Genomic DNA, 21005 nt, shown 5'->3' with positions numbered 1-21005 from the left:
TTAACCGAAACAAAAAATATTGAAAACCACTTTTTTAAGAGGTTAAATAGTAGTTTCAGATTGAGGTAATGAAATAATAACCATGGGATTACCTCCTACGAACGCACCAGCTGGAACATCCTTGTTGACAAGTGTTGCAGCTGAAACTTTCGCACCATCACCGATTGTGACACCCGGCAAGATTGTCGTATTTGCACCAATTAACACATTATTACCAATAATGACTTCTCCTAATCGATATTCATTAATTAAATATTCATGCGCCAAGATTGTTGTATTATAGCCGATAATCGAATTCTTACCAATTGAAATTAATTCTGGAAACATTAAATCAGGCGTTACTTTAAACGCAAAGGATGTATACTCTCCTACTTTCATTCCAATAAGATTCCTATAAATCCAGTTTTTCAGTCTAAAGAATGGGACATAACGAGCTATTTCAATAACAATGACATTTCGAAATGTTTTCCAAAATGAAACAGTCTTGTACACTTGCCAAAGTGAATTCTCACCTTCAATTAGGTAGCGTTTCGTTTTCCTCAATTCTCATCAATTCCTAGAATTGGTAAGATATCGCTCATCTTTTCAAGCATAAAATCAGGTTTAAAAGTAGCTAAAAAATCTTTTCCCTTTAGTGACCAAGCAACACCTGCTGTTTTCGTTCCAGCATTTTGACCACCTTCAATATCATGGTAATTATCGCCCACCATTATACTCTCTTCGGGAATAGAATTTAATTTTTTTAAAGCTAATTGAATTGGTTCTGGATGTGGCTTTGCATTTTGCACATCATCAATTGTGATAACAGTATCAAAGAATTGCTTTAATCGACCAAAACTTAAGCCCATCTCAACAACATTTCGTGCCTTTGTTGTTACAATTCCAATTTTATAGCCTAATTTGTGTAAAGTTTCAATCGTCTCATAAACCGTTTCATACTCCTCAACAAACTCATCATGCATCTCCATATTAAAACGGCGATATTCCGAGATCAACTCTTCAACTCTTTCTTCATCTACCGTAGAGAAAGATTCAGTTAAAGTTGGACCCATAAAAGGTATAACATGTTCACGTTTATATTGTTCAGGATAATATTTATTCAAAGTATGCAAAAAAGAAGCAATAATTAATTCATTTGTATTGATTAAAGTACCATCTAAATCAAATAGGATCGTATTTATTTTCATAAGAATTTCCTTTCTATTTCACTTCAGCTTTTAAACTTGATTCAGTTTTCCTACCTACTCTTCCTACGATTCTCGCAACTATACAAGTAACAATTAACGCGACAAAGAATCGAATTAAAAATAAGTATAAGACTGGAATCCCTAAAGGAATAAAGAGAAGTGTATCTTCTACTACAGCATGACAAGCTACTAAAAATAAGAAAACGAGGTATAAATCACGTTTCGAAACACCATCTTCTTTAACGGCTTGAATCATAACGCCTGCTCCAAAAGCTAATCCAAAAAACAATCCCGCAGCTAATGTAACTCCAGCTTTTGCTTCAACTCCAATTAATTTAGTAAATGGCGATAATAATTTTGTTATATAATTCATCCACCCAAAATCTTTTGCAATTTGAATAACTAGCATTAATGGAAAAACAATTTTAATAAGGTTTAAAATCCCCATTAATGACGAAATGATGGCAGTATAAACGATATCCCATCCTGTCTGGTTAGCGCTTTCTGCAACTGCAATGCCTTTATGAACAATTTCTGTTCCACCAGACCAAAAGAAATGGATACAAATAGCTGATAAAATTGCAAAACCTATCCTTACTAAAACAACAAAAGATGCTCGAACCCCTACAGCAGTAGCTACTGTCGTTTCAACAAATAGATTATGAGAAAAACTTAACATAACTGCAAGGATCAATGCCTCCTTAACAGTTAAATCCATCGGTAACATTGCTCCAAGAGCTGCATATAGATTTAAAACATTTCCTAAAACTAATACTAATGCCGCATCTCCCTTTAAACCAATAAAACTCATTAATGGTTCAAGAATATGAACAAACCAGTCCATTAGAGCAGTTTCTTTAATAATCGTTAAAATGAAAGAAATAGGGAAAATTATTTTCCCTATTTTCCAAGAAGTTTGTAAACCAACTAGTAACCCTCTCTTTAAAGTTTCCAACGTGCTCCCCACTCCTGTTTTACAAACTTATGCGTCTAAATAACGCTCATTCGATAACCCCTTAACTCTACGATAAACAAGAATGATAATAGATAGTACGATAATCACGACTGAAATAAATTGAGCCATTCTAATAGTACTTGTTAACATTAAACTATCTGTTCTTAATCCTTCAATAAAGTAACGACCAATTGAATACCAAATTAAATATGTTAAAAACATTTCACCACGTCTAAGATTCACTCTTCTCAAAATTAGTAAGAAAATAATCCCTAATAAACTCCATAGAGATTCATATAAAAACGTTGGATGATAATACGTTCCATCAATATACATTTGATTAATAATCCAAGTAGGTAAATGAAGACTTTCTAAAAATGCTCTAGTTACTGGCCCACCATGAGCCTCTTGGTTCATGAAGTTCCCCCAACGTCCAAGCATTTGGCCTACTAAAATACTTGGTGCTGCTATATCTGCAAGCTTCCAAAATGAAATGCCTCTTTTCTTTGCAAAGAAATAACTAGCAATAAATGCTCCAATTAAACCACCGTGAATAGCTAAACCACCATGCCAAATTGCCGGTATTTCACTAACATGCTTAGAATAGTAGTTCCACTCAAAGAGCACATAATAAATTCTAGCCCCTATAATTGCTGAAGGTAGAGCTACTAAAATTAAATCTAAAAATGTATCATCAGGTATTCCACGTCGTTTACTTTCACGAATTGCCAACCATAAACCTAAAACAACTCCTAATCCAATCAATACCCCATACCACTTTATTGAAAGAGGACCTAAGTGTAAAAATACTTTATCTAATGGCTGAATATTTGACTCCATTTCAATTTCCCCACTTTTTCATTAAATTAAATCACTAACATTATTACCGCCTTGAATTACCTTCTCTAAACGATCTGCAAATTGCTGCGCTGCGTTTACACCCATATTTTTCAAACGGAAATTCATCGCTGCTACTTCAATAATAACAGCTAAATTTCGCCCTGGTCGAACAGGTAATGTAATTTTCGAAATATCTGTATCTAATATTCTGAGTTTTTCATCGTCTAAACCAACTCGATCGTAAACCTTTTGAGAGTCCCAAGTCTCTAAATCAATGTTCAACGTAATACGCTTGTAATTTCGTACAGACCCTGCTCCGAAAAGAGTCATTACATTAATAATTCCTAATCCACGAATTTCCAATAAATGTTCAATTAATTCTGGCGATGAACCAATCAGCGTATCCTCATCAGTTTGACGAATCTCTACTGAATCATCTGCTACTAATCGATGACCACGTTTTACTAACTCTAGGGCTGTTTCACTTTTACCTACTCCACTTTTTCCAGTAATTAATACACCGACACCGTAAATATCAACTAGTACACCGTGTAACGCTGTAGTTGGGGCAAGTTTAGCCTCTAAATAACTCGTAAGTCTACTGTACGCTGTAGTTGTCTTACTGTTTGATAGTAAAATAGGTACGCCAGTTTCTTCACCCGCTTCGATTAATTCGGATGGAATTTCTAAACCTCGTGTCACAATGATACAAGGCGTATCATCTGCACAAAGCTTTCTTAATCGACCCTGTTTTTCTTCGTCAGTTAAGCTATGATAAAAAGTTAATTCTGTTTTCCCTAATATTTGTACTCGATCAGATGGATAGTATGTAAAAAAACCTGCAACCTCTATACCTGGGCGAGATAAGTCAGTCGTGTTAATCGAACGATTCAAACCCGCACTTCCACTAATGACCTCTAATTTAAAATACTCAACTAAATTCTTTGTACGTAATTTAGCCATACAAGCCTCCTAAGGATTAATAATTATGTATTATCTCTCATATTGTACCATTTTTAAACTTTGTGGGAAAATGTCGACAAATCACTATCTGCGCTAAAACGATTAAAAATCATTAATGTAAAAGTGAATTTATCAACTGAATTTTATAACTAAACAATCAGTTTTAGCATTATAGCACCCCTCATCAGTCATATATCAATGGAGTTCACATATAATTCGACTTCCCCACTAATTTAAAAAACAAAAAAAAGAGACTCTCAAAAGTACTTTAACTTAAGAGACTCCTCTTTTTTACCGATGACTATGCTTTTTTTTGTCCTTTGAACCAAACACAAAATATTGAATTAACATACTGAATGTACTAATTAGAATCGATGCAATAATAGCAGTTCCAAAACCATTTACTCGTAGGGCATCCCCTAATAAATAATCAGTAATTTCTAACGTAAATGCATTAATAATAAACAGGAATAATCCCATCGTAAAAATGGTTACAGGTAAAGTTATTAATATTAAGATTGGACGAATAATTGTATTTAAGATCGATAACACCAACGCAGCTATTATAGCTGTTGGAACATTTTTTACATAAAAATCTGGTTGCAGAAATCCTGCTACTACAATAAAAACTAAGCTATTAATAGCTAATGAAAAAAACCATCTCATTTATTTCACGTCACCTTCTTCTGGAACAACAAATATCCAAATTAAATACACAAATAGAAGTGCTCCAAATCCTACGAAGAATAAAATAACAAACAGTAAACGGATTAATGTACTGTCCAAATTAAAATACTTACCTAATCCACCACATACACCCGCAAGCATGGAATCTTTAGAAGATCGATATAGTTTTTTCAAAAAAAATCTCCTCTCTATCGATACGTCCTCATTTTTTTATCATTACTAATTTTTCTATTTCATTATTTATTCTATGTTAAAACATTAAAGAAATGTGGACTACTTTTCAAGTAAAAGGAACTATGAATAACATTAAAATGCCTATATAAAAACAAATACAAAGAAAAGGAGTTTAAGTCCTATTCTTTGTATCTCTTTTTCAATTTATTTTGAGACTATCTTTTTAAGATTAAGACTCCATCAATGCCATTCTTTTTTCCATTCTAGCTTTGTCCCGTTCTAATACCACTTTTAAATACTTACCTGTATGAGACGCTTCGACTTTACATAATTTCTCTGGTGTACCGGTTGCTACGATAGTCCCACCTTTGTCTCCACCTTCTGGTCCTAGATCGATTAGATAGTCGGCTGCTTTAATCACATCTAGGTTATGTTCAATTACAAGTACAGTATCTCCATTATCTACTAGTCTTTGTAAAACAACTAATAATCGAGCAATATCATCAACATGAAGCCCTGTAGTAGGTTCATCTAATATATATAAAGTTCTTCCATTCGTACGTTTATGAAGCTCGGAGGCTAGTTTTACACGCTGTGCTTCTCCGCCAGATAAAGTCGTAGCAGGTTGACCTAATGTAATATAACCTAAACCTACATCGTATAACGTTTGAAGTTTGCGTTTAATCTTAGGAATATTTTCAAAGAAGGAAACTGCATCCTCAACCGTCATATTTAAAACTTCAGATATCGATTTATCTTTATATTTTACTTCTAACGTTTCTCGATTATATCGTTTACCATGACAAATCTCGCATGGTACGTAAACATCAGGTAAGAAATGCATTTCTATTTTAATAATTCCATCGCCTCGACATGCTTCACATCTTCCACCTTTAACGTTGAAGCTAAACCGACCTTTCTTATAACCACGAACTTTTGACTCATTCGTAGCAGCATATACATCTCGAATATCATCAAATACACCAGTATAAGTAGCCGGATTAGAACGAGGAGTACGACCAATTGGTGATTGATCAATATCAATAACCTTCTCCAATTGTTCAATGCCTTTAATTTCTTTATGCTCCCCTGGACGTACTTTCGAACCATTTAATTTTTGAGCTAATGATTTATATAAAATCTCATTAATTAATGTACTTTTCCCTGATCCTGATACACCCGTTACCGCAACGAACGTACCTAATGGGAATGAAGTTGATACATTTTTTAAATTATTTTCCTTTGCTCCAACAATTTTAATTTCACGTCCATCGCCTTTTCTACGCTCAAGTGGTACAGGAATAAACTTTTCACCTGATAAGTACTTCCCTGTTAATGAATTTTGATCATTCATTACTTCATTTGGAGTTCCTTGTGAAATGACCTGGCCACCGTGAATACCGGCTCCCGGTCCGATATCAATTAAATAATCTGCTGCAAGCATCGTATCTTCATCATGCTCTACAACAATTAAAGTATTTCCGATGTCTCTCATATTTAACAATGTTGAGATTAAACGATCATTATCACGTTGGTGTAATCCAATCGATGGCTCATCTAAAATATATAATACACCAGTTAATCTCGAACCAATTTGAGTCGCCAAACGAATTCGTTGAGCTTCTCCACCAGATAATGTACCTGCAGCTCGGTTCAATGTTAAATAATCCAAACCTACATTTACTAAAAAGCCTAACCGCTCTCTAATTTCTCGAAGGATTAGATTTGCAATTTTTTCTTGTTTTGGCGTTAAATCAAGCGATCCAAAGAAATCAAACGCTTCTTTAACTGACATTTTTGTTACTTCACCAACATGCAAGCCACCAATAAATACTGCAAGAGCCTCTTTTCTTAAACGATGCCCTTTACAAGTTGGACAATGCTGTTGCGCCATGTACTTTTCCATTTGCTCACGAATAAAATCTGAAGATGTTTCTTTAAAACGTCTCTCTACATTCGAAATAACACCTTCAAATTCAATCATCGCTTCACGTACATGACCTTGCTCGTTATCGTATTTAAAATAGATTTGTTCGCCATTACTACCATAAAGAATTTTATCTTGTAGTTCTTTTGGTATGTCTTTAAATGGAATATTCATATCAATGCCGTAATGATTACAAACACTCTCTAGTAATTGAGGATAATACATTGAGCTAATTGATTCCCATGGTGCTATAGCATTTTCTTTAAGTGTTAATTCATCATTTGGGATAACTAAGTTTATATCCACTTCTAATTTTGTTCCTAATCCATCACATGAATGACAAGCTCCAAACGGGCTGTTAAACGAAAACATACGCGGCTCTAATTCCCCAATTGAGAAACCACATAAAGGACATGCATGATGTTCACTAAAAAGTAATTCTTCTTCACCTATTACATCAATGATTACTCGACCTTCTCCTAGTTTTAAAGCTGTTTCAAGAGAATCAGCTAATCGAGACGCTACACCATCTTTTACGACAATACGGTCAATTACAACTTCGATTGAATGCTTCTTATTTTTCTCTAATTCTATTTCATCAGATACATCAAATAGCTCACCATCAACACGAACACGAACGAACCCTTGTTTTTTTATTTCTTCAAATACTTTTACATGTGTCCCTTTACGACCAGATACCACAGGAGCAAGTACTTGAAGTTTCGTTCGTTCAGGATACTCCATTACACGATCTACCATTTGTTCGACTGTTTGAGAAGTAATTTCAATACCGTGATTTGGACAAATCGGCGTTCCAATTCGAGCATACAGAAGTCTTAAATAGTCGTAAATCTCTGTTACAGTACCAACTGTCGAACGAGGATTTCGGCTAGTCGTTTTTTGATCAATTGAAATCGCAGGTGAAAGTCCTTCAATTGAATCAACATCAGGTTTATCCATTTGACCTAAAAATTGACGAGCATAAGCAGATAAAGATTCTACATATCTGCGTTGACCTTCTGCATAAATCGTATCGAATGCTAGAGATGACTTACCTGATCCCGATAAACCAGTCACAACTACTAATTGATTGCGAGGGATCGTTACATCGATATTTTTTAAGTTATGCGCTCTGGCCCCTTTAATAATTATTTCATTCATACTTTTCAAGTTCTTCACCTCTCAGACTTCAATTCTAATATTAAGTCACGAAGTTCTGTTGCTCGTTCAAAATCAAGCGCCTTCGCTGCGTCCTTCATTTCCATTTCAATTGATTGAATAAATAAATGACGTTCTTTTTTGTTCATCTTCTTATATTTAGCACTAATGCCGTTTTCATAAACTTCTTCTTCCTCAGCAACAGAAGTAGCTCGAATCACATCACGTACTTGCTTAATAATCGTTTTAGGAGTGATTCCATGTTTTTCGTTATATTCTTCCTGAATCTCACGACGACGTTTTGTTTCATTAATAGCAATATCCATCGAATTCGTCATTTTATCAGCATACATAATAACATGACCATTTGAATTCCTTGCAGCACGACCAATTGTTTGGATTAATGATCGTTCAGATCGTAAAAATCCTTCTTTATCTGCATCTAAAATTACGACTAATGAAACTTCAGGAATATCTATACCTTCACGTAAAAGGTTAATACCAATCAATACATCATATTTACCTAAACGAAGATCACGAATAATTTCAATTCGTTCAAGTGTTTTAATTTCAGAATGTAAATAGTTAACCTTAATTCCGATTTCTTTCAAATAGTCCGTTAAATCTTCAGACATTTTCTTTGTTAGAGTAGTAATAAGTACTCTCTCATTTTTAGCAATACGATTACGAACTTCATCGATCAAATCGTCAATTTGCCCTTCAATCGGACGAACATCTATCGTCGGATCTAGTAGACCTGTTGGACGAATAATTTGCTCTACTTTCTCAGGACACAACTCTAGCTCATATGGTCCAGGTGTCGCAGTTACGTAAATAGTTTGTTGAACCTTTTCCACAAACTCTGCAAACTTTAAAGGTCGATTATCCAATGCTGAAGGCAGACGGAATCCATGATCTACTAAAACTTGCTTTCGAGCTTGGTCGCCGTTAAACATTCCTCGAATTTGCGGAACCGTAACATGTGACTCGTCAATCACCATTAAGAAATCTTCTGGAAAATAGTCTAATAATGTATAAGGTGTAGAGCCAGGTGGTCTCAGCGTCAGATGACGGGAATAGTTTTCAATTCCTGAACAAAATCCCATCTCGTTCATCATTTCTAAATCATATCTAGTTCGCTGCTCGAGCCTTTGAGCTTCTAGTAACTTACCGTTATCTCTCATTTCCTTTAATCGCACTTCTAACTCAGCTTCAATATTTTTAATGGCGATTTTCATTTTTTCTTCACGAGTAACGAAGTGGGAAGCCGGGAAAATTGCAACATGTTCACGGTCACCTAAAATTTCACCAGTTAAAGCATCCACTTCTCTAATTCTCTCAATTTCATCACCAAAAAATTCCACACGAATACAGTGCTCATCACGTGATGCTGGGAATATTTCAACAACATCTCCACGAACTCGGAATGTACCACGTGAGAAGTCAATATCATTACGTGCATACTGAATATCTACTAGTTTATGCAATAGTTCATCTCTACTAATTTCCATTCCAATACGAAGAGAACAAACTAATTCACGATATTCTTCAGGAGAACCTAAACCGTAAATACAAGATACACTCGCTACAATAATGACATCCTTACGTTCAAAAAGGGAGGAAGTCGCAGAGTGACGTAATTTATCAATTTCATCATTAATACTTGAATCTTTTTCAATATAAGTATCCGTTTGAGGTACATAAGCTTCTGGCTGAAAATAATCATAGTAACTAACGAAATACTCAACTGCATTATTAGGAAAGAACTCTTTTAATTCACTATATAATTGCCCTGCTAATGTTTTATTGTGAGCAAATACTAATGTTGGTTTTCCTACTTCTTTAATTACATTTGAAATGGTAAACGTTTTTCCCGTACCTGTAGCACCTAATAAAACTTGATGCTCTTTACCATTTTTAACCCCCTCAACTAACTGCTTAATCGCATTTGGCTGGTCGCCTTGAGGTGAATAATTAGAAACTACCTCGAATTCCTGCTCCATCTTCCCCGCCTCCATTTCCAAAACATACCTATCCTTCTATTTTACCACAAAATTTCAAAAATCAATCAAAAACAGAACAAACGTACTTTAAAAAATAATCATCTTTACATATTATCGATGTTTAAGTACAAATTCAAGTAATTAAACTAGAACGTATATTCCTTAAATGAAGGATAAGATAAAGAAAAAAGAACAGGAATAAAGAAAGAAGAAGGAGTAGGAAAAGATTTTATAAGTTTTATAAAATCTTTCCCTATAACCAATCTCTTATCTTTTTCCTGCCCTACTTATTCAACCTTAAAATCATATATCTGTAATTTTTTTAATGCTTTACTAGCATTTCCTTTACTATTCTTTACTTCAATCTTACCTTCGAAAACACTTTGTCCATTTGCTAAGTCAGCAATAATGAAATCTTTATTGACCTTCCCTGGATTTTCTATATTATTCGTAATTACATATAGTTTTCCATTAATGATTTTATAATTTGAAAGGTTATTACTATTTACTTTAGAAATAAGTACTGGTTCACCTTCGACTTTTTTATTGTTAAGGTTATACTTTAATACTGAAAGATCTTTATCACCGTTCGTTATAAAATACAAGTTATCTTTATCAATGATTACATTACTCTGCTTCAATTGTTCTTTTTGTTCATTCGATAAATTTAAAGGTTCTTCTTTATCAGTTTCTAAATTAAATACCAATACTTCATTACTAATTTCTTCAGTTGTTGTTTCTCCATTCGTTTGAACCGTATCCTTTAGTTTTGCCTTTTTGTAAACACTGAATTTGGAAGGAATTGTTTGATCTGATTCTGATATCGTACTTTGTAATTCAGTATGAGTGTGTGTCTTTTGGTCATTGGATGATTTATTAATTACTTTACGCTCAACAATTTTCTTTTGGTTTACATTAATTCGATACATAACTAGTTCAGTTTGCTCGACATTTATATCTGATTTTGTATTATTATTTATCGTTTTATTTTGATAAGTAGTGACAACTAAATCTTTACCGATTAATTGTACATCCTCTACATTAATATATGAGAAGTTTTCTTCTCCTGGGATATCAATTTTAAACGTATAACGGTCTTTATTATGAAGATCAAGACCATCTATATACATTTTAAAATGATTATTTTGATGCTCATACGTACCATCAAGTTTTCCACCTTTTACCCCGGCGTGCCATGCATAATCTTTATCGATATAAAATTGAGATGAAGAATTTTTTCCGCGCATAAAGTTTCTTTCTTTCTTTTTTAAATCATTTAATTTCTTTAAATCATAGTATTCACCATCAAGCTCACTAAGAATTGAATTAGTATCTTTATATTCACTTCCGTCAGTAGTGATACTTAAGCCTCTACCTCCATCCTGACCATATCCACCGCTAAGAACTAAATTTTTAACGTATTTCGAATCTCCATTTTCAGTCTTTAAATAAAATTTAGGCAACTTGCTTTCTGACATAGCTACTTTCGTAAAAAACGTACCTATACTGATTGTCGTGACAACGGCTATAACTGCCAAATTACGATATCGCTTCATTCCAAACTCCTCCTTACACCGATACTTTGTTTTTTAATAAATATTTACTAAATAAGATTGAACCTGTAATAATGATTGCAAAAAGACCTATTTCCATATAAATGACTTCGCTTGGATAAAATATGAAATTATTTCTAAAAATGTAAGATTGAATAATCTCTGGTATAAGAATTAAAACTACAATCGCCATAGCGTATAAAATTCCAAATAATATACCTTTCCAGCGATAACTACGTTCTAATAGTATGAATGTGAAAAGAGTAAACACTAAACCCATTCCAATCAGGTACCTAAAAATAAAATCCACAAAATTACTTGGTAAAATCATTTGAAAAATATTAGGACCCATAACAAGTTCAATCATATTCATTTTTCCTAAAAGTTCACTTGGAATGATTTGTTGAAATACGTTTATTTCAATTGGTAAAAGAATTAGTTGAAAAGCTAGTAAACTCAATACCATAATTAAGATTGTAGTCGCTTTAGCAAAGTAAATTGTCATTCTTGAAGTTGGTAGCATAAATAAACGGTAAATAAACGTGTTTTTTCCGAAATAATCTCTATACCAAATGATAAAAACATAGAACATCATTAAAGCGACACTGATCACAATAGGTCCAATAAATAATGCATGATTAGCAACCTGGTTAAAACTTATCAATCCATACCTTGTAATAAATTCCTCAGTTGCTTTCATAGAGCTTGCGTAATTTGCATCATTCGCCATTTTCATATAAGAAGACTTTACTGCAAATAAACTTACAAATTGTGATATAGCTACTACAATTAATAACCCTATATATAATTTAAAAAATCGATTAACTTCAAAATTAACTAGTTTCAAATATCGATTCATGACTCATACACCTCTCTCATTACGTCCATCACTGATTTACCTTCTTCTAATCGAATTTCTTCTGTATAAAACTCTTTCAGAATTTCGCCGTTATCTAATAAAACGACTTTATCGATCAAATGCTCAATATCACTAATTTCATGAGTAGTTATAATCACGCCTCGATCTTCAATTAAGTGACTCGTAAACACTTTTGCAATTTGCTCTCTACTAAACATATCGATACCAGAAAAAGGTTCATCCATCAGAACATAATCTACATCTAGTCCTAAACCAAACAGTAAATTTGCTTTTGCAGCATTCCCTTTTGAAAGTTCACCTAGTTTTTCATCTTCCTTTAAACGGAAAAATCCAAGTAGTTCTTTTGCACGCTCTGGATTCCAATTTACATAAAAGTCTTTCATAAACTGCATTGCTTCACCAACTGTAAAACTAGGAAGCATTGTAAGTGTATCTGGTATAAATGTGATATTTTCGTACATTGTATGATTCATTTTCTTATCATCTATTAATATTTCACCGCGATCGATTGGCGTAATCCCCATAATCGCCTTCATCGTTGTAGACTTACCAACACCATTAATACCAATTAAACAAGTGATTTCTCCTTTATTTGCAGTGAAAGAAATATCACGCAAAACATTTTTCCGACCATACTTTTTTGAAACATTTTTTACTTGGATCATTTAAGCATCTCCTTTCTTTTCTTCTTTTATCTTTTGTTCATAGTTCTGTTTAACCATTGTAAGTAATTCTTCTACAGGAACATTTATTACTTTAATTGAATCGACGAATTCATTTACAGCTTCCATAATCAATTCATTTCGTACACCATTTAACACTTTTATATCAGTCGTAATCTTACTAGGGAAATTTCGTTCAGTCGTAATCAATCCTTGTTCCTCCATTTCCTTGTATGCTTTTTGTACAGTATTTGGATTTATATTAAATTGAACAGCTAATTCTCTTCTTGATGGTATTTCTTGACCAGCTTCTAATAGTCTTTTGGCAATTTGTTGTTTAAAATGCCTAACGACCTGTAAATAAACGGGTTCACGGTTATTCACTATAAATTCCATCAATCCACCTCCTCGTTCTTAATACAATTTAATTAGTATGTGTGTGTACTACTTAGTTCATACACCTAATCCATAACTATGCGTATTACTCGGTTAATACACCTTATACGTGTACTATACAGGTAATACACTAAAATTGTCAAACATAAAATTAAAAAATACTAGACTTAATTGAACCGTTCCAATTAGTCTAGTATTTGTACGCTATCCTTAATTTAGTTTTTTTCGATCTTTTCGAATAACTAAAAAGTAAAAGAAGATACTAGGCCAAGGAAATTGGATCATACCTAACAGCCCCCATAACCAGGCTGAACGATTTCTCTTTTTAGCTTTTGTAAAAAGTGTGATACTTTGAATTATTAAAATTGTGAAGACTAAAACTAATATGATAATATTTTCTGTTGTCCATTCCACTTTAAATCCACTCACTTTCTATTTTCTTTTTATCTCGTTTAAAAATAATTGGTAGTGCAATAAAGCCTAAACCTTGAATAATAACAATACTCACTGGTGCTTCTAACGCTATAAGTAGTGTACCTATAAATAAACTGCATGCTACACAAATGAATATTATTAATTCCTTAAGAAAAATCGTTTTCTTTTTTTCTTGATGACTTTTAATCTTTTCTGTAATTGCGTTGATTGAAGGTTCTTGAATATTCGTTAATTCATCAAACTGCTTAAATGCCGAAACAATTTCTTCTTTATCCATCTTGCATTAACTCCTTTCTTAACTCCTTCATTCCATTATGAATTCTTGATTTAACCGTTCCTTCTCGAATTCCCATCATATTTCCAATTTCTTCGTTCGTATAGCCGTAGTAATGCTTTAATAATATGGCCGCTCGCACTTCCGATTTAAGCTTTTCAAAACCCTCCATAATATCACTCCACTCAAACCCTTTATAAGCCAACTGCCAATTTAAGGAACGGGATAATTCTACAGACTCATTTTTTTGCCAAAACCATTCGCGCTTTTTCTTTCTTTGTTGATCTAAATAAAGTCTAGTAGCGATTGTTATTAGCCAAGTTGAAAATTTTGATTGACCATTGTATTTCTTTATATTGTCATAACCTTTCAGCATCGTATCCTGCACTAAATCTTCTGCAGTTTGTTGATTTAACGTCATCTTCAATACGTATTTATATAAAAAGGAATAATGGATTTGAAAAAGTTTAGCAAATGCATCTTGGTCACCTTGCTGAGCATCCTTGATAATTTCTAATTCATCTAAATCAGCCATTTCTTCCTCCTTCCTAGCTAACTTATTCAATATTTATTTAGTTTTCATTTGTTATACGATTAGGTTCTGCAAATCGTTCATTTTTCTTTTAATTTTTTTCAAAAAAAAAGTGAGGGGTAAATTCGACTTTACCCTTCACTCTTATTAAACTTATTTAGGACGATCAATCGTAAACATTTCTCCAACCTTAGCATAATCATTCCCTGCTAAACGACTAACTGCTTTTAAGCCATCTGCATCGATCCGTCCATTTTCATAAATTTCATCTTCTATATGAAAATAAACAACCTTGCCTATTAATAAGTCGCAAGCCTCATTATCTTTTCCTAATGGAATTGCTTGTTCTAAAATGCATTCCATTCGAATTTTTGACTCCTTCACTCCTGGAACTGAAACCATTACACTTTCTACTGGGGTTAACCCCGCTAATTCAACTTCGCTCTCAGTAGGTAGCAATGCAGCAGCTGTTTTATTAATCGCTTCAACATTTGATTCATCAACAATATGGACAACGAACTCTTTTTTCTCAATCGCATTTCTAGCTGTATCTTTTTGTTTACCGTTTTGTCGCTGAACTGATACAGATATCATAGGTGGATTAGACGTTACGATGTTGAAATAGCTAAATGGTGCTCCATTTAAGACATTCTCATTTGATTCAGTTGTAACAAAAGCAATTGGTCTTGGAATAATTCCACCAATTAAGAACTTATAATTATCACGATCACTTAAATCCGCTGGAGAAAAAGATTTCATCATTATTGCATACTCCTTAAAAGTTATTTTTGTACCAATCAGCTGCTGCCTCAATTTCCGATCTAGTTAAACTATGCCCCATGTTTTCCCAATGAGTAACGACTTCTGCGCCAGCGCCGTCTAACAATGATGCTAATTCTTCCGTTTCTTGTGGTAAACAAATTGGATCATTTTTGCCCGCACCAATGAAGACTGACACATCTTTCAAATTTGGCAATTCTAAATCACGTATCGGTACCATTGGATGCAATAGCATTGCTCCTTTAAATACATTTTCGTAATGGAACAGTAAGCTACCTGCAATGTTTGCACCGTTTGAATAACCAATTGCGATCATATTGTTTGGATCAAATCCATGTTCTGCGGAAGCTGATTCAATAAACTCTTTTAATTCTTTTGTACGGAAAACTAAATCTTCCATATCAAATACCCCTTCAGCTAATCGCTTAAAAAAACGTGGCATTCCATTTTCGCTCACATTACCTCTTACAGATAAAACAGAAGCTTCATTATCGATCATACCTGCGATAGGTAATAGATCCAGTTCATTTCCACCTGTACCATGTAATAATAAAAATGTTGGTTTTGATGGATTACTTCCTCTATTAAATACGTGCTTCATCGTCATTCTCCTTTCACTTCTCTAACAACAATTGGCTGTAAGTGATTTTCTATTATTTCACGATGTGGTTCCTGCCACTTTGGTAGCATTAACTGTTCTCCTAAATGGTCTATATCCTCATCAATCATAAATCCTGGTGGATCGGTTGCAATTTCAAATAAAAGCCCACCATTTTCACGAAAATAAATTGCATTAAAATAATTTCGATCTTTTACTTCAGTAACTCCATAATGATTGTCATATAACTTATCTTGCCATTTTACATGTTCTTCATCATTACTTGCCCTCCATGCAATATGATGGACAGTTCCTACTCCCATAGCGCCTCTTCCTACTGCTGCTAATTCAATATCGATAATATTTCCGATATCACCAGCAGCCTTAAAACGTAAATAGTTCCCCTCTTGACCTAAGCATTCTAATTCCATCACGTTTTCCAATAGTTCAGCTGTTTTATTTGGTGCTCCAGAATATAAAACTGCACCACCAAAACCTTTAATTGCTACATCCTTTGTAACACCATTAAATTCCCAAGTATTTTCCTCGCCAGCTTCCCTTCCTACTAATTCAAGCTGTAAGCCATGAAAGTCTTCAAATTGAAGAAATGTTTCTCCAAATCGACTTACTTTTTTTGTTTGAATTTTAAAAGATGCTAAACGATTTTCCCAAAATTCCATTGAGTTAGCTGGGATTAAGAATGTTGTGATTCCTACTTGCCCACTTCCTACTTTTCCTCTATATGCATTAGCCCAAGGGAAAAAAGTCATGATCGTTCCTGGTTTTGCAGATTCATCTCCGAAATAAAAGTGATACGTACCTGGATCATCAAAATTAATTGTTTTTTTCACAAAGCGTAAGCCTAAAATCCCAGCGTAGAAATCCATATTTTCTTGTGGATCACCAACTATCGCAGTAATATGATGTATACCTTTCATTTTTCCCATAAACTCTCCTCCGTTCTAATTAATTATTTATTTAATTTCCTTAATAAAATAAGTAATTGTAATTGCTCTTCTTCAGTTAATTTACTGAATTGAGCTTGTTGAAACTCATCCTGTGTAGGAACGATTTCTTCATACATTTTTTGACCGATCTCTGTTAAAGAGAGATATTTGTTTTTCCATTCTACTTCTCTTTTAATCCATTGAAGCTCTTCCATTTTCTTTAATAGATGAGTCACATTTCCTTTTGTAACAACTAATTTATCGGCTAATTCTTGCTGAGTAAGACGCTTATTTCGCCCAACATGGACTATTACATCAAATTGAGCAGTCGTCAGTCCCCATTTTTTCAATTGATTATTTGATTCTCTAACATTTTTAAGATAAAAACGAGCTAATCGAAACCAAAGTAATACTGCTAAATTTTTTGATTTGTTTGCAGAAGCTTCATTATGACCATTCAACATTTTTGCACCTCTTTGATCGATCTTGTTATCAGTTTAATACTAAACTGATAACTTTGCAAGTAGATTGTTTTATCTAAATAAAAACCTATTTTCTAAAATTACTTTCGAATTCATATCTATTTCATACCTTAAAATACTGTATTACACTACTTCTTCCATCAATCTTAAATTCCCTTTAATTTCCTTCTTTTATTCTTTTTTTAATTAGTGATGTTATAATTATGTTTAATTTCAATAACTAGAGAGACAGGTAAAATAGATGAAAAAAAGATTACTTAAGATAAGTGCAAGTATTCTAATTTTGTTTCTGATCTTATTTGGATCGTACAAGCTAATGAATGCAAGATCTTTTCAGCTTTTTGGTGGATTAACAAACGAAGTACACACTAACCAAAAAGTAGTGGCTTTAACATTTGACGACGGTCCAACCAAAAACGTTGATAACATTCTTCCACTTTTAGATCAATACAATGCAAAAGCTACTTTTTTTCTAATCGGTAATGAAATTGAAAAGAATCCCGAGGAAACTAAAAAAATTGTGGATGCGGGACAACAAGTTGGAAATCATACATATTCTCACGAAAGAATGGTGCTAAAATCACCTTCATTTATCAAAAATGAAATAGAAAAGACAGATAAACTAATTCGAAAAGCTGGCTATAAAGGGGATATTGAGTTCCGTCCACCAAATGGTAAAAAACTACTTGGGTTACCGTATTACATGCATAAACATAACCGAGAAACGATTACATGGAATTTGGAGCCAGATACTTTTTACACAAAACCTGAAGACAAAATAAACTATGTAAAGAAAAATATTAAACCGGGTTCAATTATTTTAATTCATCCGATGTATGATAAAACTGGTAAAGAATTAGCAACAATTAAGGGGATATTGGATTTATTATCGAAAGACGGATATAAATTTGTAACAGTGAAAGAGCTTCAGAAGTTACAAAAAGACAAGTAGCATCATGCTCCTTGTCTTTTTATATATTGATTATCGATTTTCTTCTTTATGGAAAATTTATTGCTTAAACTAAAGACTAAAACTCCTAACACAGTGCCAAATGTATTTAATAATATATCATCAATGTCGCATGATCGATAATTATATCCAATAAAAAACCCCATGGTTCCTTGGATTATTTCAATCCCTAAACTTACAGTAAAACCAACTAATATCGTTTTACTTCTCATAATTTTAGGATAAAGAACTGGCAAAGCAAATCCTAATGGCATAAATAATACAATATTTCCGCCAACTTGCTTTAGAGCAATAGAAAATGATCCATAACTTATTGAATCTACAACTACTTTAAAAGGGACAAAATTATTTGTATATCCCAAGTGATCCTCAATCATGACCTGAATTAGATATTTTTGATAAGGAAATGGAAACAAAGTAAAATCCACGATACATGTAATGTAGATTCCAAAGATGATCCAATATAAATATTTTAGTAGAGTAATATAACCTTTAAAGAATCTATAACCAAAAAATAAAATGGTTAAAGTCATGATAAAGATACTAGGATATAAATAATTTAACAAAACTTTCCTCCCCTTCACCTTCCAAGGAATAAGAAACAACTTGAAGTGTTTCGCTTTTTCCATTTTTTACCACAACTTATTATACTATATCAAAACCTCTTTATTTTATATAGTTCATCTAATCATTTTTGATGTTTTCCATATAAGTCAGGTGCTTATTTTACTTTCACAATTGAGATAAATATAAAAACTTTGAATATTACTTGAAAAAAAATCCAAAATAATACTGGTACATTTTGAAAACATTTCAAAGGAGACATCTAGATGAAGAAACAATTACTAAAATTCACATCTCTATTTTTATGTTTTGCACTAATTTTATCCCCTATTAAATCCAGTGCCGAACAAATAGATACTAGAGCTCATGGAAGATGCATAAGTAACTCAGCATGTAATTTCAAAGCTGATATGAGAAAGCTTTGGATGGATCATTTAATATGGACTAGTAAGTATATTGTTAGTGCTGTTGCTGGAATGCCAGATAAGGATGTAGTACTTGCAAGACTATTAAGAAATCAACAAGATATTGGGAATGCAATTAAACCATATTATGGTGCTGCCGCTGGAGATCAACTTGCTAAACTATTAACCGAACATATTGTACTGGCTGGTAAAATTGTTGATGCTGCGAAAGCGAATGATATGGCAACTTTAAAAACATTAAACGATCAATGGTTTAAAAATGCAGATGACATTGCTGCATTTTTGAGTAAAGCAAATCCAAATTGGACAAATCAAGCTTTAAAAGACTTACTATATACACATTTAAAAATGGTAACAAATGAAGCTGTAACTAGAATAAAAATGGACTGGGACGGCAATGTAAAAGCATTTGATGCTGGTCTTCAACATATGATTCCTATAGCTGATACTATTTCTTCAGGCATTATTAAGCAATTCCCGAATAAATTTAAATCTTAAACAAACGTTTGATTAATTAACAAAAAAGATGAATTTAGCTCTAAACTAAATTCATCTTTTTTCTGCTTATTTTAAATCATGCAATCTTTCCATGATCCGTCTTTTTTTATAAAGCATTCTACCAGCCTCGCCAACATCTTCAATTGCTTGTTTATTTACATATGCACCAAATATTAAACCTGCAATCGGGACCATTTGAAACAGTTTCTTCCAGCCCATGTTATCTCGATATGTATAAAATACTTCTCTCCAACCTTCAATTTGAGAAAAGGCTTTTTTTCCTTCAATATTTGTTAACTCTTCTAATATCGCCTTTTTACCAACTATATCAGCAGATGTAAATTGCAAGCATTTAATAATGAAGACTCTCTCCATTTGGTCATTTGGATCATAACCATAAGAAATCGCTATTTCTTGAAGTGTCTTTAATGTAAGTCCTAATAAAATTGGAATATCGATCGCAATCGTAAACATTCCACCAAAACCTGTTGTCGCTCCTTGGACCTTTGCAAATTGTTTACGACTAGCAATAAAACTATTCGAAACAAGATCCATTTGTTCAAGACTAAGTTGGTTGACCATTTCTACTTCAGTTAATTCTTGAATTGAAAGCTCCTTACGCATCCTAGTTAGAGTTGAAGGAACACTAACTAAATATTGACCACCAGCATTCACATACTTAGATAGCTCATCTAAAATAACTCCAATCTTATCATGAATGAACTTAGGTGTAATTTTATCCAAAATCATAAATGGAATTCTACCAATTTTCTCCCAAAAAAATACGCTTTTTTGATCTTTTTCCCATTTTTCAATTTCATTAAGCTGCATTATTAGATACTCTTTCGTTTCCATAAACACTCCTAAAATTTTAATCTGAACATAGTGACTACTAAAACTATAAAGCTTTTTGTGAAAAAAACCAAAAATAAAAAAGGGCTGTTCTTAGACTTACCCCTTTTATTCTTTTGAGTTAGTATTTTTCTTATTTTTGCTATTTTACTTACTCATGAGCACCTTATGAGTTAGCTTTTTTCTTATTTTTGCTTTTGTACTTACTCATCAACCCTCTAAGAGTTACTAAATTCCTCATTTTCACATTTTTACTTACTCAT

General features: G+C 33.0%; 24 protein-coding genes. 2 read left to right on the top strand and 22 right to left on the bottom strand.

Annotated features, from left to right (window positions below; genetic code table 11):
• Window positions 1-42: 42 nt before the first annotated feature.
• The 20 genes from ACFWM3_RS03120 to ACFWM3_RS03025 form a co-directional block, all read right to left on the bottom strand.
• Window positions 43-543: an acyltransferase gene (locus ACFWM3_RS03120; RefSeq protein ID WP_390310176.1), complete on the bottom strand. Its 501-nt coding sequence runs from the start codon at window positions 541-543 to the stop codon at window positions 43-45.
• Window positions 540-1187, bottom strand: a complete 648-nt coding sequence (gene ppaX, locus ACFWM3_RS03115; RefSeq protein ID WP_056469814.1) for a pyrophosphatase PpaX — start codon at window positions 1185-1187, stop codon at window positions 540-542. The genes ACFWM3_RS03120 and ppaX overlap by 4 nt, the downstream gene beginning before the upstream one ends.
• 13 nt (window positions 1188-1200) lie before the next feature.
• Complete coding sequence (locus ACFWM3_RS03110; protein ID WP_390310174.1) at window positions 1201-2142, bottom strand: nucleoside recognition domain-containing protein; 942 nt, start codon at window positions 2140-2142, stop codon at window positions 1201-1203.
• Window positions 2143-2169: 27 nt separating this feature from the next.
• A complete protein-coding gene (lgt, locus tag ACFWM3_RS03105) occupies window positions 2170-2982 on the bottom strand; it encodes a prolipoprotein diacylglyceryl transferase (RefSeq protein ID WP_390310172.1) in 813 nt (270 codons plus the stop codon).
• A 21-nt stretch (window positions 2983-3003) separates the two neighbouring features.
• Entirely contained in the window at window positions 3004-3945 is a 942-nt protein-coding gene (gene hprK, locus ACFWM3_RS03100) for an HPr(Ser) kinase/phosphatase (RefSeq protein WP_056469807.1), read from the bottom strand.
• 291 nt (window positions 3946-4236) lie between these two features.
• Complete coding sequence (locus ACFWM3_RS03095; protein ID WP_056469805.1) at window positions 4237-4611, bottom strand: phage holin family protein; 375 nt, start codon at window positions 4609-4611, stop codon at window positions 4237-4239.
• A complete protein-coding gene (locus tag ACFWM3_RS03090) occupies window positions 4612-4806 on the bottom strand; it encodes a PspC domain-containing protein (protein ID WP_025568734.1) in 195 nt (64 codons plus the stop codon).
• 229 nt (window positions 4807-5035) lie between these two features.
• Window positions 5036-7894 (bottom strand): excinuclease ABC subunit UvrA, encoded by a 2859-nt coding sequence (gene uvrA / locus ACFWM3_RS03085; protein WP_390310373.1) that lies wholly within the window; start codon window positions 7892-7894, stop codon window positions 5036-5038.
• Between the two features lie 14 nt (window positions 7895-7908).
• Window positions 7909-9894, bottom strand: a complete 1986-nt coding sequence (gene uvrB / locus ACFWM3_RS03080) for an excinuclease ABC subunit UvrB (protein ID WP_056469802.1) — start codon at window positions 9892-9894, stop codon at window positions 7909-7911.
• Window positions 9895-10181: 287 nt separating this feature from the next.
• A complete protein-coding gene (locus ACFWM3_RS03075) occupies window positions 10182-11450 on the bottom strand; it encodes a hypothetical protein (RefSeq protein ID WP_390310169.1) in 1269 nt (422 codons plus the stop codon).
• A gap of 13 nt (window positions 11451-11463) precedes the next feature.
• Complete coding sequence (locus ACFWM3_RS03070; protein WP_390310167.1) at window positions 11464-12306, bottom strand: hypothetical protein; 843 nt, start codon at window positions 12304-12306, stop codon at window positions 11464-11466.
• Window positions 12303-12992, bottom strand: coding sequence for an ABC transporter ATP-binding protein (locus tag ACFWM3_RS03065; RefSeq protein ID WP_056469792.1), 690 nt, complete (start codon window positions 12990-12992; stop codon window positions 12303-12305). The genes ACFWM3_RS03070 and ACFWM3_RS03065 overlap by 4 nt, the downstream gene beginning before the upstream one ends.
• Window positions 12993-13385 (bottom strand): GntR family transcriptional regulator, encoded by a 393-nt coding sequence (locus ACFWM3_RS03060; protein WP_056469789.1) that lies wholly within the window; start codon window positions 13383-13385, stop codon window positions 12993-12995.
• Between the two features lie 210 nt (window positions 13386-13595).
• Complete coding sequence (locus ACFWM3_RS03055) at window positions 13596-13799, bottom strand: transcriptional regulator (RefSeq protein WP_390310165.1); 204 nt, start codon at window positions 13797-13799, stop codon at window positions 13596-13598.
• Between the two features lies 1 nt (window position 13800).
• The gene (locus ACFWM3_RS03050; protein WP_390310163.1) at window positions 13801-14097 is read right to left on the bottom strand and encodes a YxlC family protein; all 297 of its coding nucleotides are present in this window, start codon (window positions 14095-14097) and stop codon (window positions 13801-13803) included.
• Complete coding sequence (gene sigY, locus ACFWM3_RS03045) at window positions 14090-14629, bottom strand: RNA polymerase sigma factor SigY (protein ID WP_390310162.1); 540 nt, start codon at window positions 14627-14629, stop codon at window positions 14090-14092. Before sigY ends, ACFWM3_RS03050 begins: the two co-directional genes overlap by 8 nt.
• Before the next feature lie 150 nt (window positions 14630-14779).
• Window positions 14780-15385: a flavin reductase family protein gene (locus ACFWM3_RS03040; protein ID WP_390310371.1), complete on the bottom strand. Its 606-nt coding sequence runs from the start codon at window positions 15383-15385 to the stop codon at window positions 14780-14782.
• Window positions 15386-15401: 16 nt separating this feature from the next.
• A complete protein-coding gene (locus ACFWM3_RS03035) occupies window positions 15402-16007 on the bottom strand; it encodes an alpha/beta hydrolase (RefSeq protein ID WP_390310160.1) in 606 nt (201 codons plus the stop codon).
• 2 nt (window positions 16008-16009) lie between these two features.
• Window positions 16010-16951 carry a ring-cleaving dioxygenase gene (locus ACFWM3_RS03030; protein ID WP_390310159.1) on the bottom strand — a complete coding sequence of 314 codons (942 nt, stop codon included), beginning with the start codon at window positions 16949-16951 and terminating at the stop codon, window positions 16010-16012.
• Between the two features lie 23 nt (window positions 16952-16974).
• Entirely contained in the window at window positions 16975-17415 is a 441-nt protein-coding gene (locus tag ACFWM3_RS03025) for a MarR family winged helix-turn-helix transcriptional regulator (RefSeq protein ID WP_390310158.1), read from the bottom strand.
• A gap of 259 nt (window positions 17416-17674) precedes the next feature.
• Here ACFWM3_RS03025 and ACFWM3_RS03020 point away from each other — a divergent pair, with 259 nt between their 5' ends.
• A complete protein-coding gene (locus ACFWM3_RS03020; protein WP_390310156.1) occupies window positions 17675-18385 on the top strand; it encodes a polysaccharide deacetylase family protein in 711 nt (236 codons plus the stop codon).
• A 2-nt stretch (window positions 18386-18387) separates the two neighbouring features.
• Here the strand turns inward: ACFWM3_RS03020 and ACFWM3_RS03015 are convergent, their stop codons facing one another.
• A complete protein-coding gene (locus tag ACFWM3_RS03015; RefSeq protein WP_390310155.1) occupies window positions 18388-18969 on the bottom strand; it encodes a VanZ family protein in 582 nt (193 codons plus the stop codon).
• A 264-nt stretch (window positions 18970-19233) separates the two neighbouring features.
• On the opposite strand from ACFWM3_RS03015, the gene ACFWM3_RS03010 reads away from it, so the two are divergent.
• Entirely contained in the window at window positions 19234-19890 is a 657-nt protein-coding gene (locus tag ACFWM3_RS03010) for a glycosyltransferase (protein ID WP_390310153.1), read from the top strand.
• A gap of 66 nt (window positions 19891-19956) precedes the next feature.
• Here the strand turns inward: ACFWM3_RS03010 and ACFWM3_RS03005 are convergent, their stop codons facing one another.
• The gene (locus ACFWM3_RS03005) at window positions 19957-20745 is read right to left on the bottom strand and encodes an EcsC family protein (RefSeq protein WP_390310151.1); all 789 of its coding nucleotides are present in this window, start codon (window positions 20743-20745) and stop codon (window positions 19957-19959) included.
• Window positions 20746-21005: the final 260 nt, after the last annotated feature.

Source organism: Gottfriedia sp. NPDC058432, assembly GCF_042721555.1.
Lineage (GTDB): Bacteria > Bacillota > Bacilli > Bacillales > Bacillaceae_G > Gottfriedia.
The sequence above is the reverse complement of the archived record's forward strand: the minus strand, read 5'-3'. Positions and strand labels throughout refer to the sequence as shown.